This window comes from Parvibaculum sp., from assembly GCF_049651025.1.
Classification (GTDB): domain Bacteria; phylum Pseudomonadota; class Alphaproteobacteria; order Parvibaculales; family Parvibaculaceae; genus Parvibaculum.
The window spans coordinates 1-17498 of sequence record NZ_JBASBH010000116.1 but is presented as its reverse complement, the minus strand read 5'-3'; the positions used below and the strand labels follow the sequence as shown (position 1 = coordinate 17498).

Here is a 17498-nt window from a genome sequence, read left to right as displayed (position 1 = left end):
TCGCAGGGCCTTGCCGTGTTGCGCGATCTCGGCCTGCCGGATGATGCGGATTTCGTGAACCCCAATGGCGGGGCCATCGCGCTCGGCCATCCGCTCGGCATGAGCGGCGCGCGTCTCGTCACCACGGCGATGTATGAGCTTCACGAGCGCAAGGCGCGCTATGCACTTTGCACAATGTGCATTGGCGTCGGTCAGGGCATTGCGATGGTGATCGAACGGGTTTGATTTTAACTGCCTGCCGTCATGGCCCGACTTGATCGGGCCATGACGTAACTTGGAATGGCTTACAGTCCCAATGCTCTCGCAAGAAAGCCCTTTGGCTTCTGCTTCGGACGGCGGATGCGCATGCGGATCGGCCGGTCGATGCCCGGCAGTCTGCGGCCATGGCGAGGCGGGCGGCGCATCAGTGCTATGAGGTTGCGGCCCGGAAAGAAGCAGGCCGGATCGAGCGCGCCTGTGCAGACCGGTACGTCGTCGATGCCCGGAATGGCGAGGTCGTGATCCTCATAGCTCAGCGTGATTTCGTTCGGAAGATGGCAGCGGTCTAGCGCCTCTTCCTGGTCGTCATCTTCCATCGGCTCTTCGAGCAGAAGCGCATCGTCGGGAGCATCGACCGCGAGAAAATCGCTGCGCATGTCCTGCGCGAATGACCAGCCGATGAGTTCCTTTGCTTCGCGCGGGCGGCAGATATGCGCGCCTTGCGCGGCGGTGAAACCGAGCGACGCCAAGGCGGACAATGTCGTCTCGTCTTCGACGCCGACTGCGGTTGCATCGAGGCCGAGGGAGGCGGCAAGGGAAACGCGGCGGCCGATAAAGCCGAGGCCCGCATGGCGCAGGCGATGGGCAAAGCGGATGATGGCGGCGCCGGAGATTTTGACTTCCGAAAAATAGTCCGGCGTTACGTATTCTGCCGGGACGACGACAGCGCCGCCGCCGTCGAGTGCGGTGCGGAAACCCAGACGGCGAAACTCGCAGATGATGCGGGCGGAATCGTCGGCGTTTCGCGCGAAGACGCCCTCGGGCACTTCCAGGGTGAAATCGCTCGTGTCGAGACCGCGTTCACCGACCAGCGCCGCCAATGTGCCGGGCAGTGTCGCATCGCCGAGATCGCTGCCCGAGAGGTTGATCGAGACGGGCCAATGCTGGCGCTGCAAACGCCATTGCACCATAGCATCGGCGGCGGTTGCGACGACCGAACGGGTCAGGTCGACGCTGCGTCCGCGCCGCTCGAAGAAGGAAAGAAACAGGCCGGGCGGCATCAATCCATAATCTGGATGGTTCCAGCGGACATAGGCTTCCGCGCCCAGAGTTCGCCCGGTGGCGAGTTCGATCTTCGGCTGAAAAACGAGGAACAGGTGCCCGGCCTCAAGGGCGAGGTCGATGTCCCGGTTGGTCAGCCGAAAAGAACTGCTGTACATCTTGATGCCAAATTCTTTGGCGCGCCCATCTGCAAGCCCGCAAGTTTTCGAATGTGAAGGCGCTTAGTTTAGGCATACTTAATTTTGTGGCAGGTCGCGCCAGCAGGCTTGCCGCCGGGTTAAGAATAAAGTTCAAAAAATAACGAAACGTCAGAAAACGATACAGGGAGAGAGTTCATGTCCAAGCCAGAAGGGGTCGGGCTGATACCGGCGGCCACAATTCTTCTCGTGCGCGACGGCCTGCAAGGCCTCGAAGTGTTCATGGTCGTGCGTCATCACAAGATCGATTCGTTTTCCGGCGCGCTCGTCTTTCCGGGCGGCAAGGTCGACAAGGGCGATACGGATGCCTCAGTGCGGACCCGCATCGACGGCGCGGAGGGGCTCGACGACTGGGAGTTTTCCATGCGCGTCGCGGCGATCCGCGAGGCCTATGAGGAATGCGGCGTTCTGCTTGCGCGTGAAGAGCGCACGGGTGCGCTCGTCAATGCGGCGCGGCTTCTGGCGCTGGAGCCAATGCGCGGTGCGCTCAACAAGAGCGAGCTTGGCATCGGCGAAGTTCTCGAACGCGGCGGGCTTCGCCTTGCCGCCGATCTGCTGACGCCGTTTGCGCATTGGATCACGCCGAACCTCATGCCCAAGCGTTTCGACACGCGCTTCTATGTGGCGGCTGCGCCCGAAGATCATCTGGCCGTCCATGACGGTTCGGAATCGGTCGATAGTGTATGGATCCGTCCGGGCGACGCTCTGCAGGAAGCCGAAGCCGGCAGGCGCACGATCATCTTCCCGACACGGATGAACGTCTCGAAGCTCGGGCGGCATAGTCATGTGGCCGACGCCATCGAAACCGCGCGCCGCACGCCTGTCGTCACTGTCGAGCCGAAGGTGGATGGTTCGGTGCTGCGTATTCCTGCCGAGGCGGGTTACGGCGTCACGGAAGAGCCGCTGTCGAACGTCAGGTCCTGATTTTTTTGGTCATTGCGAGGCTGAATGCCCCGCAATGACCAAAGCCTCAGTACAAAAACTGCTCGGTCAGGATGCGTTCATCGAGGCTGTGGCCTTCGTCGAACATCATCAGAAGATCGATTGTCGGATCTTCCTCGACATGCACGTCGACGACATCGCGGAATTCACGATGGTCGGCGACGGCGCTGACGGGGCGCTTCTCGGGTTCGAGAACTTCAAAGCGTACCTTCGCCCGATGCGACAGCAGCGCGCCGCGCCAGCGGCGAGGGCGGAAGGCGCTGATCGGCGTGAGCGCCAGCAGCGCCGCGTCGATGGGAATGATCGGGCCTTGCGCCGAAAGATTATAGGCCGTCGATCCGGCAGGCGTTGAAACGAGCACGCCGTCGCAGCTCAGCTCCTTCATGCGGACTTTTTCGTCTATGGAAATACGGATTTTCGCCGCCTGATAGGTCTCACGCAGCAGGGACACTTCGTTGATCGCTAGCGCCTGATGCTCCGAGCCATTGGCGAGCGTCGCGCGCATGCGCAGCGGATGCAGCCGCGCGATATCGGCGGCGGCAAGGCGCTCAAGCAAAGCGTCGTCGCGATATTCGTTCATCAGGAAACCGACGGAGCCGCGGTTCATGCCATAGATCGGAATGCCGCGATGCATGTGCTTGTGCAGCGTTTGCAGCATCAGCCCGTCGCCGCCAAGCGCGACGAACACATCGGCATCGGCGGGCGAGGCGTCGCCATAGCGATCCGTCAGGCGCTTCAAGGCTTCCTGGGCTTCCGGCACATCGGTTGCCACAAACGCAATCTTCGTGAACTTCATGAGTTCCGTTCCGTCTCGCAGCTGGCGCAGAATGGAGCCCCGCCGAGGCAGGAGATAAGCAAATGAGCGCCGACACGCAAATGCTTTCCGAATTCGTCTTTATCTATACCCCTTTACCGACCAAAGAGGCAGCCGAGGAAATGGCCGAGGCGCTCGTCGCCGGGCGGCTTGCGGTCTGCGTTAACATTTATCCCGGCGTCACATCTGTCTACGAATGGAAGGGCGCTGTGCAGAAAGAAGCGGAAGTCGTCGCTTTCATCAAGACGACACGCAAGCTCGCACCGGACGCCATTGCGGCGGCGCGTCTGCGGCATCCTTATGAAGTTCCCGCATTTCTGGTGCTCCCGATCGAGAGCGGCAATGAGGATTATGTCGCCTGGGCGCGCGGGCAGGCGAAGGCCTAGCCGCCGGTTGTCGACATGTGGCGGGCGACGGCAGGCTTCTTGTGCTGCCGGTCGATGATGAAATCATGGCCCTTGGGCTTGCGTCCGATGGCTTCATCAATGGCAGCGTTAAGAATGTCGTCGCTGTCGCTCGCGCGCACGGCGGCGCGAAGATCGGCGGCGTCTTCCTGGCCGAGACACATGAAGAGAGTGCCGGTGCAGGTGAGGCGGACGCGGTTGCAGGACTCGCAGAAGTTATGCGTCAGCGGCGTGATGAGGCCGAGGCGTCCGCCCGTTTCGCGGATGCGCAGATAACGCGCAGGGCCGCCTGTGCGGTCAGGCAGATCGTCCAGCGTCCAGCGTTCGGCGAGGCGCGCGCGGACAAGCGATAGCGGCAAATATTGTTCGGTGCGGTCGCCGTCTATATCGCCCATGGGCATGGTTTCGATCAGCGTGATGTCGTGGCCTTGCCCATGCGCCCATTCGATAAGCGCAGGAATTTCATCCTCGTTCTCGCCCTTCAGCGCGACGGTATTGATCTTGACCTTGAGGCCCGCGCGCGTCGCCGCCTCGATGCCCTCGAGCACCTGAGCCAAGCGTCCCCAGCGCGTGATGCGTGCGAAGTTTGCGGCGTCCAGCGTGTCGAGCGAGACGTTGATACGCTTGATCCCGGCGGATGCGAGGTCATCGGCAAAGCGTGCGAGCTGGCTGCCATTGGTCGTCAGCGTCAGTTCTTCCAGCGCGCCGGTTTCAAGATGCCTGCCGAGGTTGCGGATCAGTGTCATCACATCGCGGCGCACCAGCGGCTCGCCGCCCGTCAGGCGAAGCTTGCGTACGCCCTTTGCGATGAAGGCGGAACAGACGCGGTCGAGTTCTTCCAGCGACAGGATTTCCTGCTTGGGCAGGAAATTCATGTGCTCGGACATGCAATAGGTGCAGCGGAAGTCGCAACGATCCGTCACGGAAACACGCAGATAGGTCACCGCCCGACCGAAGGGATCGATCATGGCAGGGCTCGCGGTTCCGATGCGCGGTTCGACGGTCATGGGCCATATATAGCACTTGAGCGGGTAAATTTCGTCCCCTTCGCGCGTAAGGGCTTAGCGGTTTCCATGTAGCGCGCCGCGCGCTAGCCTTTCCGGCCAGAATCCGGGGGAGATACATATGGCGGGCGCGCACTACATTCTGTCTATCGATCAGGGGACGACGAGCACGCGGGCGCTGCTGTTCGATCAGTCGGGTTCGCCCATGCGGGTGCGGCAGAAGGAGCTGCGCCAGATTTATCCGCAGGATGGCTGGGTCGAGCATGACGCCAACGAGATATGGGCGGCGACGCTCGATGTTTGCCGCGGCTTGCTGAGCGCGGGCACCCATGCGGACAATATCGCCGCCATCGGCATCACCAATCAGCGTGAGACGACAGTGCTGTGGGAGCGGGCCACCGGCAAGCCGCTCCACAATGCCATCGTCTGGCAGGACCGGCGCACGGCTGATCTTTGTGCGAAATTGAAGGGCGAGGGCAAGGAGCTCATCGTTCAGAAAAAGACCGGGCTGCTGCTCGATCCCTATTTCTCCGGCACCAAGCTCGCATGGCTGCTCGACCATGTGCCGAATGCGCGGGAGCGGGCGGCGAAGGGCGAGCTTTGCTTCGGCACCATCGATAGCTGGCTCATCTACAAGCTTACCGGCGGCAAGGCTCATGTGACCGACGCGACCAATGCGTCGCGCACGCTGCTTTTCAACATCGGTACTCAAGACTGGGATGACGAGATACTTGGCTGGTTCGGCATTCCGCGCGCCGTTCTGCCGGAGGTGAAGGATTGCTGCGCCGATTTCGGCCGGACGGAAAAGTCGCTTTTCGGTGTCGAAATTCCCGTTGCGGGCGTCGCGGGCGATCAGCAGGCGGCGACGGTGGGACAGGCTTGTTTTGAGCCGGGCCTGATGAAATCGACCTATGGCACAGGCTGTTTTGCGGTTCTGAATACGGGCGAGCGGCAGGTGGAGAGCACGAACAGATTGCTGACGACCGTCGCCTATCGTCTCGGCGGCAAGACTACCTACGCGCTTGAAGGCTCAATCTTCATGGCGGGCGCGATCATGCAGTGGCTGCGCGATGAGATGGGGCTGATTTCGAATGCCAGCGACAGCGCGACGCTTGCCGCCAAGGCCGATCCGAATTCGCCGGTCGTGCTGGTGCCGGCCTTTACCGGGCTTGGCGCGCCTTATTGGGACCCGCATGCGCGTGCGGCGATCTTCGGCATGACGCGGGATACGGGGGCCGCCGAGATCGTGCGGGCGGCGGTCGAATCCGTTTCCTTCCAGACGCGCGATCTGATGGATGCGATGGGTGCGGATGTGAAAGCGGCGGGGCTGACCAGCCCGCAAACGCTTCGCGTCGATGGCGGCATGGTGGCCAATAACTGGTTCTTGCAGAACCTCACCGACATTATCGGACGCCCCGTCGAGCGTCCCGCCATCATTGAAACGACCGCTCTGGGCGCGGCCTATCTTGCCGGCATGCAGGTCGGATTTTACGGCAGCCCGCAGGATATCGCCCGAAAATGGCAATGCGAACGGGCGTTTGCGCCGCAAATGGCGGAAGCGGAGCGGGTGGTGCGTTATGGCCGCTGGCAGCAGGCGGTGGGAAGGGTGCTGACGAAGTAGGGCAATCGCATTTTTGCTGTCATCCCGGCCTTGTGCCGGGATCCAGGAGCGGCCGATTCAGAGTGCGCGGCTCTGGACCCCGGCACAAGGCCGGGGTGACAAATAGAATTCGCGGGATAGGCGTCGATGACCTTCGCGCTATACTGCCGCCAACAATAGACCTTGGGAGAACGCCAATGGACGACCTTATTGCGAAGCTCAAAGCGGCGCTCGGGCCGTCCGGCGTACTCGAGGGACAGGACGCCATCGACAAGGCGCAGGGCGGCTGGAGCAAGCTTGGCACGCCGCGCGCGGTACTACGTCCGGCTTCGACCGAGGACGTCTCCAAAGCGCTGAAGCTTTGCCACGCGGCAGGCGAGGGTGTCGTGCCGTGGGGCGGCAAGACGGGACTTGTTGAGGGCGGCGAGGCGGATGGTCATATCGCGCTCTCGCTCGAGCGCATGAACAAGATCGAGGAGATCGACGTTGCAGGCGGCACGGCGACCGTTCAGGCGGGCTGCGTGCTGCAATCCGTATGCGAAGCGGTCGACGCGAAGGGCGCGCTATTCCCGCTCGATCTCGGCGCGCGCGGCTCGGCGACCATTGGCGGGAATATTTCCACCAATGCAGGCGGCAACCGCGTCATTCGCTACGGCATGATGCGCGACATGGTGCTTGGCCTTGAAGCGGTGCTGGCGGACGGCACGGTTCTCTCCTCCATGAACCATCTCATCAAGAACAATGCGGGATACGATCTGAAGCAGCTTTTCCTCGGTTCGGAAGGCACGCTCGGCGTTGTCACGCGCGCGGTGCTGCGCCTGCGCCCGAAGCCCCTGAGCCAGGACACGGCTTTCGTGGCGGTGGAGGATTTCGCGCAACTGCCGAAGTTCCTGCGCCATATGGAGCGCGCGCTCGGCGGCACGCTGTCGGCCTTTGAAGTCATGTGGGCGGATTTTTACAAGCTCATCACCAGCGAGCCAGCCAAGGGCAAGGCGCCGCTTGAATATGGCCATCCCTATTACGTGCTGGTCGAGTCCATGGGCGGCGATCCGGACGAGGATTCCGCGCGGTTTGAGAAAGCCTTGATGGCGGCGCTTGATGCTGGCGAAGTATCGGATGCAGTGATTGCCAAAAATCAGGCCGAGCGCGATGCCATGTGGGGCCTGCGCGACGATGTCGGACAGGTGGCGCGCAACTGGCCGATCTTCACCTTCGATGTCAGTCTGAAGATCGCCGATATGGAAAGCTATATCGCGGAGGTTCGCGAAGGGCTGGCGGCGAAGTGGCCGGCGCATACGCTGATGGTTTTCGGCCATCTCGGCGACGGCAATCTGCATGTCATTCCGGGCACGATCAGCGAGCACACGCCGGAATCGCGCAAGGCGGTCGAGACCATCGTTTACAGCGCGCTGCGCAAGCGCGGCGGATCGGTTTCAGCCGAACACGGCATCGGGCTTGAGAAGCGGCCCTATCTCGGCTGGTCGCGCTCGCCGGAGGAAGTGGCGCTGATGCGTGTGCTGAAAGCGGCGCTCGACCCGAAGAATATTCTCAATCCGGGCAAGGTGCTGGAGCCTGTCACGCCACATGCAAAAGCGGCGGAGTGAGCCTCCGCCGCTTTGCTGTGTGATCTCGTCAGGCTTCGTTCAATCCGGCTTTACTGCTGCGCCGGTGCTTCGGGCGCAGGCGTTGCTTCCTGCTTACCGCTCATACCGGGCTTGTGGTCCGTGCCGCGATGGTGGTCACGGTCGCCCCAATGTCCCGAACGATGCTTGCCTTCACGGCCTTCCTTGTTGATGACCTGCTTCTGCGCGTCAGTCAGGACGGCATAGAGGCCTTCAAGCGCGGGCTGCGTTGCCTTCAGGCTGGCGAGCCGCGTCTCAAGCGCCTTCTGCATCATGGCGTTCCGTTCCACGATCGAGGGACGAGCGTCGCCCTTCTTGCGTGCCGGCCGCGCGAGGCAGTCCTGCTCATTGGCTTTCGCCTGTGCGGTCACCGTATCGCGGTATTTCGTCCAGGCGGCGGTTTGCGCGGCTGTCGGCTTCAACTTCGCTTCAAGATAGGCAAGGTGGCCGATTTCGCGCGCAGAACGGTCCGAACACATGCTTGCATGCCGCTCCTGCATTTGTGCGGGGCTTCGCTCAGCGCCTTTGTCGGCCATTGCGAAGGAACTGGCGCCGATGGCAGTGGTCAACAAAATGGCGCTTGCCAACATGAATTTGCGCATCTGGTTATTTCCTCATTCTCATATGGTCGTACCCCATAATTCATAAACGCGCCCATGCGCCGGTTCCGTCGCTGCCGCTGGACAAGATTTTGGCGGTTTGGCCGCCGGGGCTTGCCCATGATAGAATATTCAAAATTGTCCAACCGGATCGAGGCGGCGCGGGTTCGCAGCCGTACCTCTCCAACATCGCCATCTGAATATGGGCACGGAGGTTTTCCGCGCTTGCCGCTATATCCGCAAACCACGAGGACTTGAGCATGGTGAAGTTCGGTGTCGGGCAGCCGATGAGGCGCGTTGAGGACGAGCGGCTGATTACCGGCAAGGGTCGCTATACGGACGACATATCCTTCGAGGGGCAGGCTCACGCCTTCATGGTGCGCTCGCCGCACGCCAATGCCCGCATCCTCTCCATCGACACGACAGACGCCAAGGCCGCGCCCGGCGTGCTTGCCGTCTATACGGGCGAAGACGCCCGGCGCGAGGGGCTGGGCATTGTCGCCAGTCCGGCAGCTGACATGCTGAAGAACCGCGACGGCACGCCGATCTTCAAGACGACGCGTCATCTGATCGCGCAGGAGCGCGTGCGCTATGCGGGCGATACGGTTGCCGTCATCGTTGCCGAGACGGTCAATCAGGCGCGCGACGCCGCCGATCTTCTCATCATTGATTATGACGCCTTGCCCGCCATTGCCGACACGGCAGGTGCGCTCGCGCCCGATGCGCCGATCGTCTGGGAAGAGGCTGGCACCAATCTCGCCTATGACTGGTCGTTCGGCAATGAGGCGGCTGCCGCTGCCGCGATGAAGGAAGCCCATCACATCACGCGGCTCAAGCTCATCAACAACCGCATCGTCGTCAATGCGATGGAGCCGCGCGCCGCTGTCGGCGTTTACGATGCGACACGCGATCACTACACGCTTTATGCGCCGAGCCAGGGTGTCCACAGCCAGCGCAATTACATCGCGCAATATTCGCTGAAGATCCCGGTCGAAAAGCTCCGCGTCGTTACCGAAGATGTCGGCGGTGGCTTCGGCATGAAGACTTTCGTCTATCCCGAATATCCGCTGGTGCTGTTTGCATCGCGGATGCTTGGCCGTCCGGTGAAGTGGACCGGCGACCGTTCCGATGCGTTCCTCACCGATAGTCAGGGTCGCGATCATGTGACGGAAGCGGCGCTGGCGCTCGACAAGGAAGGGCGGATACTCGCCGTTCACGTCGATACCATCGCCAATCTCGGCGGCTATCAGAGCCAGTTCGGCCCGTTCATTCCCTCGCTTGCGCCACGCGGCATGCAGGTCGGTGTTTACAAGGTGCCGGTGCTCTACAATCACGTGCGCGCGGTCTACACGAACACTGTGCCGGTTGATGCCTATCGCGGCGCGGGGCGGCCCGAGGCGTCCTATGTCATCGAGCGGCTGATGGACAAGGCGGCGCGCGAGCTGAAAATCGGTCAGGATGAAATGCGCAAGCGCAATTTCATCACGGCGGCCGAGATGCCCTACAAGGGCGGCGCTTCGCTTCCCTTCGACAGCGGCGATTTCGAGCGCAACCTTACCGATGCATTCAAGCGCGCAGACGTTGCGGGCTTTGAAGCGCGTCGCGCGGCGGCGAAAGCGGCAGGCAAGCTGCTCGGTCAGGGCGTGAGCTACTACGTCGAGCGCACGGCAGCGGGCATGTCTGACTATGCGCGCATCGCCATCGACGGCGAGAGCGGCGTCGTTCATGTCTGGACAGGTCAGCAGACCAACGGGCAGGGCCATGAAACGGTCTGGACGCAGTTCCTTGCGACGCGGCTCGGGCTCGATGTCGAGAAGATCAAGGTGCATCTCGGCGACAGCGACGTGCTGCCGGGCGGTGCGGGCACAGGCGGCTCCAAGGCTGTCTATATGGTCACCGGCGCCATTGGCGATGCATCCGACAAGCTGATCGACAAGGGCCGTGAAATCGCGGCGAACGAGCTTGAAGCGGCGAAGGCCGATATCGAGTATCGCGGCGCCGATGGTGAAGCGGTTTTCGAGGTGGTGGGCACCGACAAGAAGATCGATCTCTTTCAGGTCGCGAGGCTGGCTGAAAAGCAACCCGACCTTGGGGAGTTGGTGGGCGACGGTGAATATAATCAGAAGGGCAATACCTTTCCGAACGGCGCGCATATTTGCGAGGTCGAGATCGATCCCGAGACCGGCGTTTTCAAGATCGTGCACTTCGTCGCGGTGGACGATTTCGGCCATATCCTCAATCCGCTGATCGTCGCGGGTCAGGTTCATGGCGGCATCGCGCAGGGGCTTGGCCAGGCGATGGGCGAACATGCGGTATTCGACAAGGAAACAGGCCAGCTCGTCACCGGCTCGCTGATGGACTATTGGTTGCCGCGTGCCGATGACATGCCGACTTTCGACATCACCTATAATGAAATTCCGTCGACCTCGAATGCGCTTGGCGTCAAGGGCGCGGGCGAGGCGGGCACCGTCGGCGCGCCTGCCTCCTTCATCAATGCGGTGATCGATGCGCTGAAGCCTTATGGCGTTGAAACGGTCGACATGCCGGTCACGCCGCAAAAGCTTTGGAACATCATTCATTCGTCGCGGCAGGCGGCGGAATAGAAGCGCCGGAAATTCAGGGGCGGGGGCTTTGCGATGAACAGGTTCAATCTTGCGGCGCTGCTTGGCGTCGTCGTATTTGCGATCACACTCTGGCTTGCGGCGATCAGCCCCAAGCAGGTGGCGCATCCGATAGAAGGCGATCAGCGCGACCCGGTTCTCGCGTTCGAAATGGTGCGGAACGGCGATGAACTGACCGCCGTCATCGGCGAGAGCCGGCTGCAATATCCCGAACTGCGCAACGCCATCGATCAGGTAAACCGCATCGACTACATCTACATGACCGTCTATGGCGCGTTCATCGCGATCTTCTTCATGGCGGTCGCGCATCAGCGCAGGGACCAGCGCTGGCTCGTTCTCTCCGGCATCGGCATCGTCGCGCTTCTTGCCGATGCGCGCGAGAACATGGCGCTTCTTGCGCTGACGCAGGATGGCGTGGAAGCAACGGCGTTTATCCACATGCTTTTCGTCAGCACATGGATCAAGTGGTTTGCGCTCGCCATTGCTTGCGGGGGAGCGGGGTTCGCCCTGTTTGAAGATCGTTCCATGCCGACATTGCGTTTGATCGGCGCTATCGTCGGCGCTTCGGCGGTCGGATTTACGATCGCGGCCTATCTGGACCCGGTGCGGGCTGCGCCATTCATGGCGCTCGCGATCTTCATTACCTGGGTGCTTCAGGTGATTTACGCCTACCGCGTCGGCCGGACGGCTGCTGTCTAGACGCAATCCTCTAACAATTCTGTAGATAGACCTTTCGGACTCATTGACAATTTGTCAATCGACGCCGAACATCCCTGTCATGATGACGGAGGAAGCTGCCTCCGGGACGGAAGAGGCCGCAGAGACGGCTGTCCTGGAGTCCGAGGAAGGGCCGATTGCAAACGCTGGCGTTAGCGGTGTGGGCAGCGGCGTTTCCCGACGAAAACTTGAAAGCCGCCGCAAGCTGATGGCGGCCGCCCGAAAGCTGTTTGTCGAGCGCGGCTATCACGAGACGCGCCCGCAGGATATTTCGCGCGAGGCGGGCGTCGGGCACGGCACTTTCTATCTTCACTTCGAAGACAAGCTCGATTGTTTTCTCGCCTTCACCGATGAAGCGGCGAACGAACTCGACGGGTTCTTGCAAAAGCATCTGGCGGGCGCAGGCACGCTTGAAGCGGTGACGCGCGAAATCCTGCGCGGCACTTTTGAATATACGGCGAACAATCCCGGCGTTCTTGCCGCCGCGCTGAACGATGTCAGCGTGTTGTGGAAGGGCGACATGGGACGCAAGGCGCCCGCCACGCGCTGGTCGGAAGGCTGGGCGGCCATTCTCGAAGAACTGAAGCAGTCGAAGCAGGTCGCCGAAGATGTTGACTGCAAGCTTGCAGGCTATCTGATCGTCGGCGCGATCAAGCAGGGCGGCGCTTATGCGGCGCGCGACCAGCTCGATCATGAATTTTATATCGACAATGTGACGCGACTTTTTGTTCGTGCACTGAAGGCCCAATAGAGGTCAACCGGGAGGATAAAATGACGAAGCTCAACTATACCCGTGAGGAGCTGATGGCATCTCACCCCTATGCCGCCCCTCATGAAGAGGTAGGCTATCAGCTGCATGGCGGCTTCGATGCCAAGGGCGAATATATTTCGCCACGGACGCTGAACCGCTGGCCTGCCGTGACCGAATGGCAGAAGCAGTTGACGGCACGCGGCTGGCCGCTCATTGACGCGACCGTGCAGCTTCTCAAGCGCGGCCATTATCCGAATATCGAGCAGCAGAAGCTGTTGCTCTCGCATGGTCTGGGCGAGACGCTGTGGAACTCGCTCACCATCACCGGCATCGTCGAGGCGCGCGGCCAGGCGCTTTGCCAGTTTGAAGCGCCTGATTTCCAGAAAATCATCGTCGAGGATATTTCCGATACCTGCACCGGACATCTGCACAAGGGCCTGCTTTATGCGCATGGCATTGACGAAGGCGGAGACCCCAAGGTGCCGGAAGGCCCCGGGGCGCATGACCAGATGTGGTATGCGGCGCGGGACATGATTTTCGGTGCGGGTCGCTATTCCATCCCTGAAGTTCCGGAAACGATTTCGCGGCCCGATACCGGACGCCTGATGACGCAAATTCCGGAAGGCTTCGAGCAGCTCATTCGTTTGTTGATGAACGTGCTGATGATCGAAGTGCGCGCCGAAGCGGGTTTCGCCTTCAACTGCGCCCTGCTGCGCGACAAGGCGACATTCCCCGACAAGCGCGCCGAAGCCGAGCTTGCCGCCACCATGATCGAACGCATCCGCACCGACGAGGCCATTCACGTCGCCTATCTTCAGACGACGGTTTCCGAAATGCGCAGCTTCACGTTCAAGACGGTCGATGGCGGCACGATTGCCGGCAAGGATCTGATCGATCCGGTGTGGGAACTCATGGTGCATTGGCATTCGATCACGCAGGCCGATCTTGCGCTCGAACAGTCGCATGAAGAAATCCGCAAGCGTTTCGCGAAGTTGCAGAACGGCGCGCAGCTTTTCGCCCAGTATGAGTCCATCGACGATCGCGCAAAGGCTGCCTGATGGAAAACTTCCAAGGCAAGACCGCCTTCATCACGGGCGGTGCGAGCGGTATCGGCTTTGCGATGGCCAAGGCTTTCGGCGCGGCAGGCATGAATGTCATGCTCGCCGACATCGAGCGCGAGCCGCTTGATACGGCGCTTGACGAGTTGCGCAAGCGCCAGATCAGGGCGGAAGGCGTTCATTGCGACGTCGCCGACCGCGCCTCGGTCGAGGAGGCGGCGCGGGCGACCATTGCCGCTTTCGGCAAGGTGCATGTCGTCTGCAACAATGCAGGCGTCGGCGCGGGCGGGCCGGTCGGCACGCTGAAGCCCGGCGATTGGGACTGGACCGTCGGCGTCAATCTGATGGGCGTCGTTTACGGCACGGAGGCCTTTCTCCCGCTCATCCGCTCGCATGGCGAGGGCGGTCATTTCGTCAACACGGCCTCGATGGCGGGCATGATTTCGCCGCCCGGCATGGAGCCTTATTGCGCCACGAAGTTCGCGGTCGTCGCCATGTCGGAAGGCTGGGCGGGGCAATTGGCGGCGGAAAATATTGGCGTTTCTGTGCTGTGCCCCGGTTTCGTCAAGACGCGTATCTTTGAAAGCTCGCGCACCCGTCAGGAAAAATACGGCAAGCCGGAAGTGGCGGCGAGCGATGCGCCATCGGTCGGGCAGCAGCTTGTGCAGGCGGGTATCGACCCCGATGTCGTCGGCGCCTGCGTGTTCGAAGCCGTGCGCGACAACGATCTTTACATCTTCACGCATCCCGACATGCGGCCTGCCGTCGAGCAGCGTTTCGAGCGGATCATGCAAGGCTTCGACAAGGCATCGCATCGCGCGGCACTTGCCGGTGTGGATATGAAGTCGCCGCAGGTCATTAGTATGCTGAACAAGTAGCGAGAAAGTGTCCTGCGGTTCGGGATGTTCCATGAGCATCATCTGCCGCAGGACCAGGAACTCGCGCCTTCGTCGCACTCGGCCGCCAGATTGCCAAAACGGGCAGGCAGACGCCCGAGCAGCAGGCGAATGCGCGCAGGCGGGCGGGGCGAGACTGGTTTTACTTGAACATCCGCTTAAAAAGGCGAAATCTGCGGACTGACTACCTCGCGGCTCAGTCGTAATGAAGACCGCGCTTTCGCGCGCGCGCGGTCTTTCCTCATCATGTCAGGATGTCGTCATGAAAAATCCGCTTCGCCTCGCCACATTTTGCCTCGTCTCCGCCTTTGCGTTCAGCAGTGTGGCTTTGGCCGCTCTGCCGCGTGAATCGAGCGACATAAAGCTCGGTAATGATCTTGCCGCCGCCTGCACGGCCCTTGTCGAGCATGATGTGTCTGAAAGCGGAAAGCTTGCCTCGCGGGCTTGTTCCGATTTTCTCGGCGCGCTGGTGATGAAGGTTTCCGAGGCGACGGAGCCCGGAATGCAAACGCAATTCAGCCGCATTGGCCCGAAGCAGGATCAGAGCGCCTGCTTCCATCTCCCGGCGTCGCTGAAATTTACTGAATTCGCACAGCTCGTCCTCAACTATCGCAAGTCCCATCCCGAACTCGACACGAGACCTGCGTTCGAGCTTGGTGCATGGACATTGTCCACGAATTTTCCCTGCAAGGAGTAGGGAGCGCTCGCATGTGCCGGTCTGTGACGCAGCGCCTGGCGTATGCGCGCAAGCATTGTGCGCTCGAAAGCTGATCCGCATTTGACGCAAAAAATGCCGAGCGGGCCGACGACTTCGGAAACCTCGAAAGCGTTCTCATGCTCGCATCGCGGGCAGGGCAGGGATATGAGCGTGAGCTTGTCTCGATTTGACATGACTTCTCTCGTAGCAACGCAGAACACTTCAACATAGCAACACCAGGGCACCACAGAAGGTTGCACCAATTCGATCTGTTTGCGGATGTTGTTTTGCATAAAAATGTCGAGCGGATACGCATCTAAGCCTTATGCGCAGTGAGAAGTCGGTGCGGTAAATACTTGATTCGATTGCGTGCCAGCGGTGCTAAGCGCAATTAAGTATGTGGCGCGATCCTTAAGAATAGCTCTGCCGCTTTGGTGCTAATCCATGATTGCCGTTGCCAGTGTGTTTTGTTGCATTTGAGCAGGCCCTCCAAGTGTCGCCCATGCTTGCGACGCCCCTATGACAGCGTTACGCTTTTTCGCATTCGGTGAAGGCAGTCATTCTGCGAACCCCAGAGGAGGTTCTGATGGCCTATGTCGACTGGCGAATACACGGTCCCGAAATAGCGAACTGCAATTGCGACTGGGGCTGTCCCTGTCAATTCAATGCGCTGCCGACGCACGGCAATTGCCGCGCGATGACGGCGATGCGCATTGATGAAGGTCATTTCGGCGAGCTGGATCTTTCGGGCGCGCGCTGGTGCGGAATGTTCGCCTGGCCAAAGGCGATACATCAGGGGCAGGGCGAAGCCTTTGTGGTCATTGACCCCCGTGCCAGCGAACAGCAACGCCAGGCAATTCTGACGATCCTGTCGGGGCAGGAAACCGAACCCGGCGCGACCATCTTCAATGTGTTCGCGGCGACGCTGGTCAAGATGCATGACCCGGTTTTCGCGCCCATCGAATTCGAAGTCGATATCGAGCGGCGCAGGGGCCATGTCCGCATCAAGGACATTGTGGATACGAGCGTGGAGCCGATCCGCAATCCTGTGACCGGCAACGAACATCGCGCCAGAGTGTCATTGCCGCAGGGCTTCGAATATCGCGAGGCGGAATATGCGAGCGGCGAGACGCAGGCCAAGGGCGCGGTCAAGCTGGGCTGGTCGGGCACGCATGCGCATCTTGCCATGCTCGATCTCTCCACGCGCGGCGCAGCCTAGCGATCATGGACGGCGCCGCTTCGTTTGAGCGGCTGCTTCGGCGAGATCGCCTGATCGTCGCGGCTTGTCTCGCGCTCACAATCATTATCGCCTGGGCCTGGACGCTTCAGGCCACAATGAGCATGCCCCCCGCCATGGACGACATGAGCGGCATGACTGACATGGCCGATATGGGCGCGATGAGCGCGCCAGCCCCCGCGTTCGGTCCCTATCTGCTCAGCGCCTTCGTCATGTGGGTGCTGATGATGATTGCAATGATGCTGCCTTCCGCTGCGCCGATGATCCTGCTTTACGCCCGCGTGGCGCGCTCCGCCAAGGGGCAGGCTTCGGTTCTCGCGCCGACTGGCTTGTTTGCGGCTGTCTATCTTGCCGTCTGGTCTGCATTCGCGCTTCTGGCGGCACTTGCCCAGACTGAGCTTCTTCGCATGGGTGTGCTGTCCGCCGCCAGCCTCAAGGTCGGCGATCAGGGCCTTGTCGGCGGCTTGCTGATCCTTGCCGGGTTTTATCAACTCACGCCACTGAAGCGCGCCTGTCTGGCGTCTTGCCGCTCGCCGGTGATTTTTCTGACGCGCTTGTGGCGGCCCGGCTGGGCGGGAGCGATCCGGCTCGGGCTGGCGCATGGCCTTTACTGCGTCGGCTGCTGCTGGTTGCTGATGGCGCTTCTGTTCGTCGGCGGCATCATGAGCCTTGCATGGGTGGCCGGGCTTGCGGCTTTCGTGCTCGCAGAAAAACTCTTGCCCGTCGGGCAGCGTTTTGGATTGATACTTGGCGCGGCGGCTATTCTGGCAGGGGTGGCAATTTGGACTGGGCTCATTCCCGTCGCCTGAGCTATTCCTGAGAATACGAAGACATCGGGAGAGAAACGTCATGGGCGTATTGACCACCGAGATTGTCGACGGCATCTATCGATTTTCGAGTTTCGTTCCGGAAATCGCAGCGCCTGCGGGCTTTACATTCAATCAATACCTGGTCGATGGCGACGAACCGCTCCTGTTTCACTGCGGCCCGAGGCATATGTTCGCCGACGTCTCAGCCGCACTCAGCCAGATCATTCCGCTCGAAAAGCTGCGATGGATATCCTTCGGTCATGTCGAGTC

The 17498-nt window shown here is 61.1% G+C and carries 16 protein-coding genes and 2 pseudogenes; 14 read left to right on the top strand and 4 right to left on the bottom strand.

The window, feature by feature from the left end:
- Window positions 1-225 (top strand): annotated as a pseudogene (locus WA943_RS15400) (3-oxoadipyl-CoA thiolase); the annotation flags it as partial.
- A 59-nt stretch (window positions 226-284) separates the two neighbouring features.
- Here WA943_RS15400 and WA943_RS15395 read toward each other — a convergent pair.
- Window positions 285-1418, bottom strand: a complete 1134-nt coding sequence (locus WA943_RS15395) for an EAL domain-containing protein (protein WP_424470779.1) — start codon at window positions 1416-1418, stop codon at window positions 285-287.
- A 177-nt stretch (window positions 1419-1595) separates the two neighbouring features.
- Between WA943_RS15395 and WA943_RS15390 the strand changes: the two genes are divergently transcribed.
- Window positions 1596-2381 carry an NUDIX hydrolase gene (locus WA943_RS15390; protein ID WP_424470778.1) on the top strand — a complete coding sequence of 262 codons (786 nt, stop codon included), beginning with the start codon at window positions 1596-1598 and terminating at the stop codon, window positions 2379-2381.
- A 46-nt stretch (window positions 2382-2427) separates the two neighbouring features.
- Here WA943_RS15390 and WA943_RS15385 read toward each other — a convergent pair whose 3' ends face one another.
- The gene (locus WA943_RS15385; RefSeq protein WP_424470777.1) at window positions 2428-3195 is read right to left on the bottom strand and encodes an NAD kinase; all 768 of its coding nucleotides are present in this window, start codon (window positions 3193-3195) and stop codon (window positions 2428-2430) included.
- A 62-nt stretch (window positions 3196-3257) separates the two neighbouring features.
- On the opposite strand from WA943_RS15385, the gene cutA reads away from it, so the two are divergent.
- Window positions 3258-3599, top strand: coding sequence for a divalent-cation tolerance protein CutA (gene cutA, locus WA943_RS15380; protein WP_424470776.1), 342 nt, complete (start codon window positions 3258-3260; stop codon window positions 3597-3599).
- Here the strand turns inward: cutA and moaA are convergent.
- Window positions 3596-4624: a GTP 3',8-cyclase MoaA gene (moaA, locus tag WA943_RS15375; RefSeq protein WP_424470775.1), complete on the bottom strand. Its 1029-nt coding sequence runs from the start codon at window positions 4622-4624 to the stop codon at window positions 3596-3598. The two genes, cutA and moaA, sit on opposite strands and share 4 nt — an antisense overlap.
- Before the next feature lie 118 nt (window positions 4625-4742).
- Between moaA and glpK the strand changes: the two genes are divergently transcribed.
- Together glpK and WA943_RS15365 are read left to right on the top strand one after the other, a co-directional pair.
- Window positions 4743-6242, top strand: a complete 1500-nt coding sequence (glpK, locus tag WA943_RS15370; protein ID WP_424470774.1) for a glycerol kinase GlpK — start codon at window positions 4743-4745, stop codon at window positions 6240-6242.
- 176 nt (window positions 6243-6418) lie between these two features.
- The gene (locus tag WA943_RS15365) at window positions 6419-7825 is read left to right on the top strand and encodes an FAD-binding oxidoreductase (protein WP_424470773.1); all 1407 of its coding nucleotides are present in this window, start codon (window positions 6419-6421) and stop codon (window positions 7823-7825) included.
- Window positions 7826-7875: 50 nt separating this feature from the next.
- Here the strand turns inward: WA943_RS15365 and WA943_RS15360 are convergent, their stop codons facing one another.
- A complete protein-coding gene (locus WA943_RS15360; RefSeq protein WP_424470772.1) occupies window positions 7876-8445 on the bottom strand; it encodes a Spy/CpxP family protein refolding chaperone in 570 nt (189 codons plus the stop codon).
- Between the two features lie 257 nt (window positions 8446-8702).
- Here WA943_RS15360 and WA943_RS15355 point away from each other — a divergent pair, with 257 nt between their 5' ends.
- From WA943_RS15355 to WA943_RS15315, 9 genes and pseudogenes are all read left to right on the top strand, one after another.
- Window positions 8703-11045: a xanthine dehydrogenase family protein molybdopterin-binding subunit gene (locus WA943_RS15355; RefSeq protein WP_424470771.1), complete on the top strand. Its 2343-nt coding sequence runs from the start codon at window positions 8703-8705 to the stop codon at window positions 11043-11045.
- Between the two features lie 33 nt (window positions 11046-11078).
- Complete coding sequence (locus WA943_RS15350) at window positions 11079-11762, top strand: hypothetical protein (protein WP_424470770.1); 684 nt, start codon at window positions 11079-11081, stop codon at window positions 11760-11762.
- 79 nt (window positions 11763-11841) lie between these two features.
- Window positions 11842-12531, top strand: coding sequence for a TetR/AcrR family transcriptional regulator (locus WA943_RS15345; protein WP_424470769.1), 690 nt, complete (start codon window positions 11842-11844; stop codon window positions 12529-12531).
- A gap of 20 nt (window positions 12532-12551) precedes the next feature.
- Window positions 12552-13589, top strand: coding sequence for a hypothetical protein (locus tag WA943_RS15340; RefSeq protein ID WP_424470768.1), 1038 nt, complete (start codon window positions 12552-12554; stop codon window positions 13587-13589).
- Window positions 13589-14467: an SDR family NAD(P)-dependent oxidoreductase gene (locus WA943_RS15335; protein WP_424470767.1), complete on the top strand. Its 879-nt coding sequence runs from the start codon at window positions 13589-13591 to the stop codon at window positions 14465-14467. Before WA943_RS15340 ends, WA943_RS15335 begins: the two co-directional genes overlap by 1 nt.
- Before the next feature lie 280 nt (window positions 14468-14747).
- Window positions 14748-15182, top strand: a complete 435-nt coding sequence (locus WA943_RS15330) for a Rap1a/Tai family immunity protein (RefSeq protein ID WP_424470766.1) — start codon at window positions 14748-14750, stop codon at window positions 15180-15182.
- Window positions 15183-15768: 586 nt separating this feature from the next.
- A complete protein-coding gene (locus tag WA943_RS15325; RefSeq protein ID WP_424470765.1) occupies window positions 15769-16401 on the top strand; it encodes a DUF1326 domain-containing protein in 633 nt (210 codons plus the stop codon).
- 5 nt (window positions 16402-16406) lie between these two features.
- Window positions 16407-17228, top strand: a complete 822-nt coding sequence (locus WA943_RS15320) for a DUF2182 domain-containing protein (protein ID WP_424470764.1) — start codon at window positions 16407-16409, stop codon at window positions 17226-17228.
- Between the two features lie 40 nt (window positions 17229-17268).
- Window positions 17269-17498, top strand: a pseudogene (locus WA943_RS15315) (MBL fold metallo-hydrolase); the annotation flags it as partial.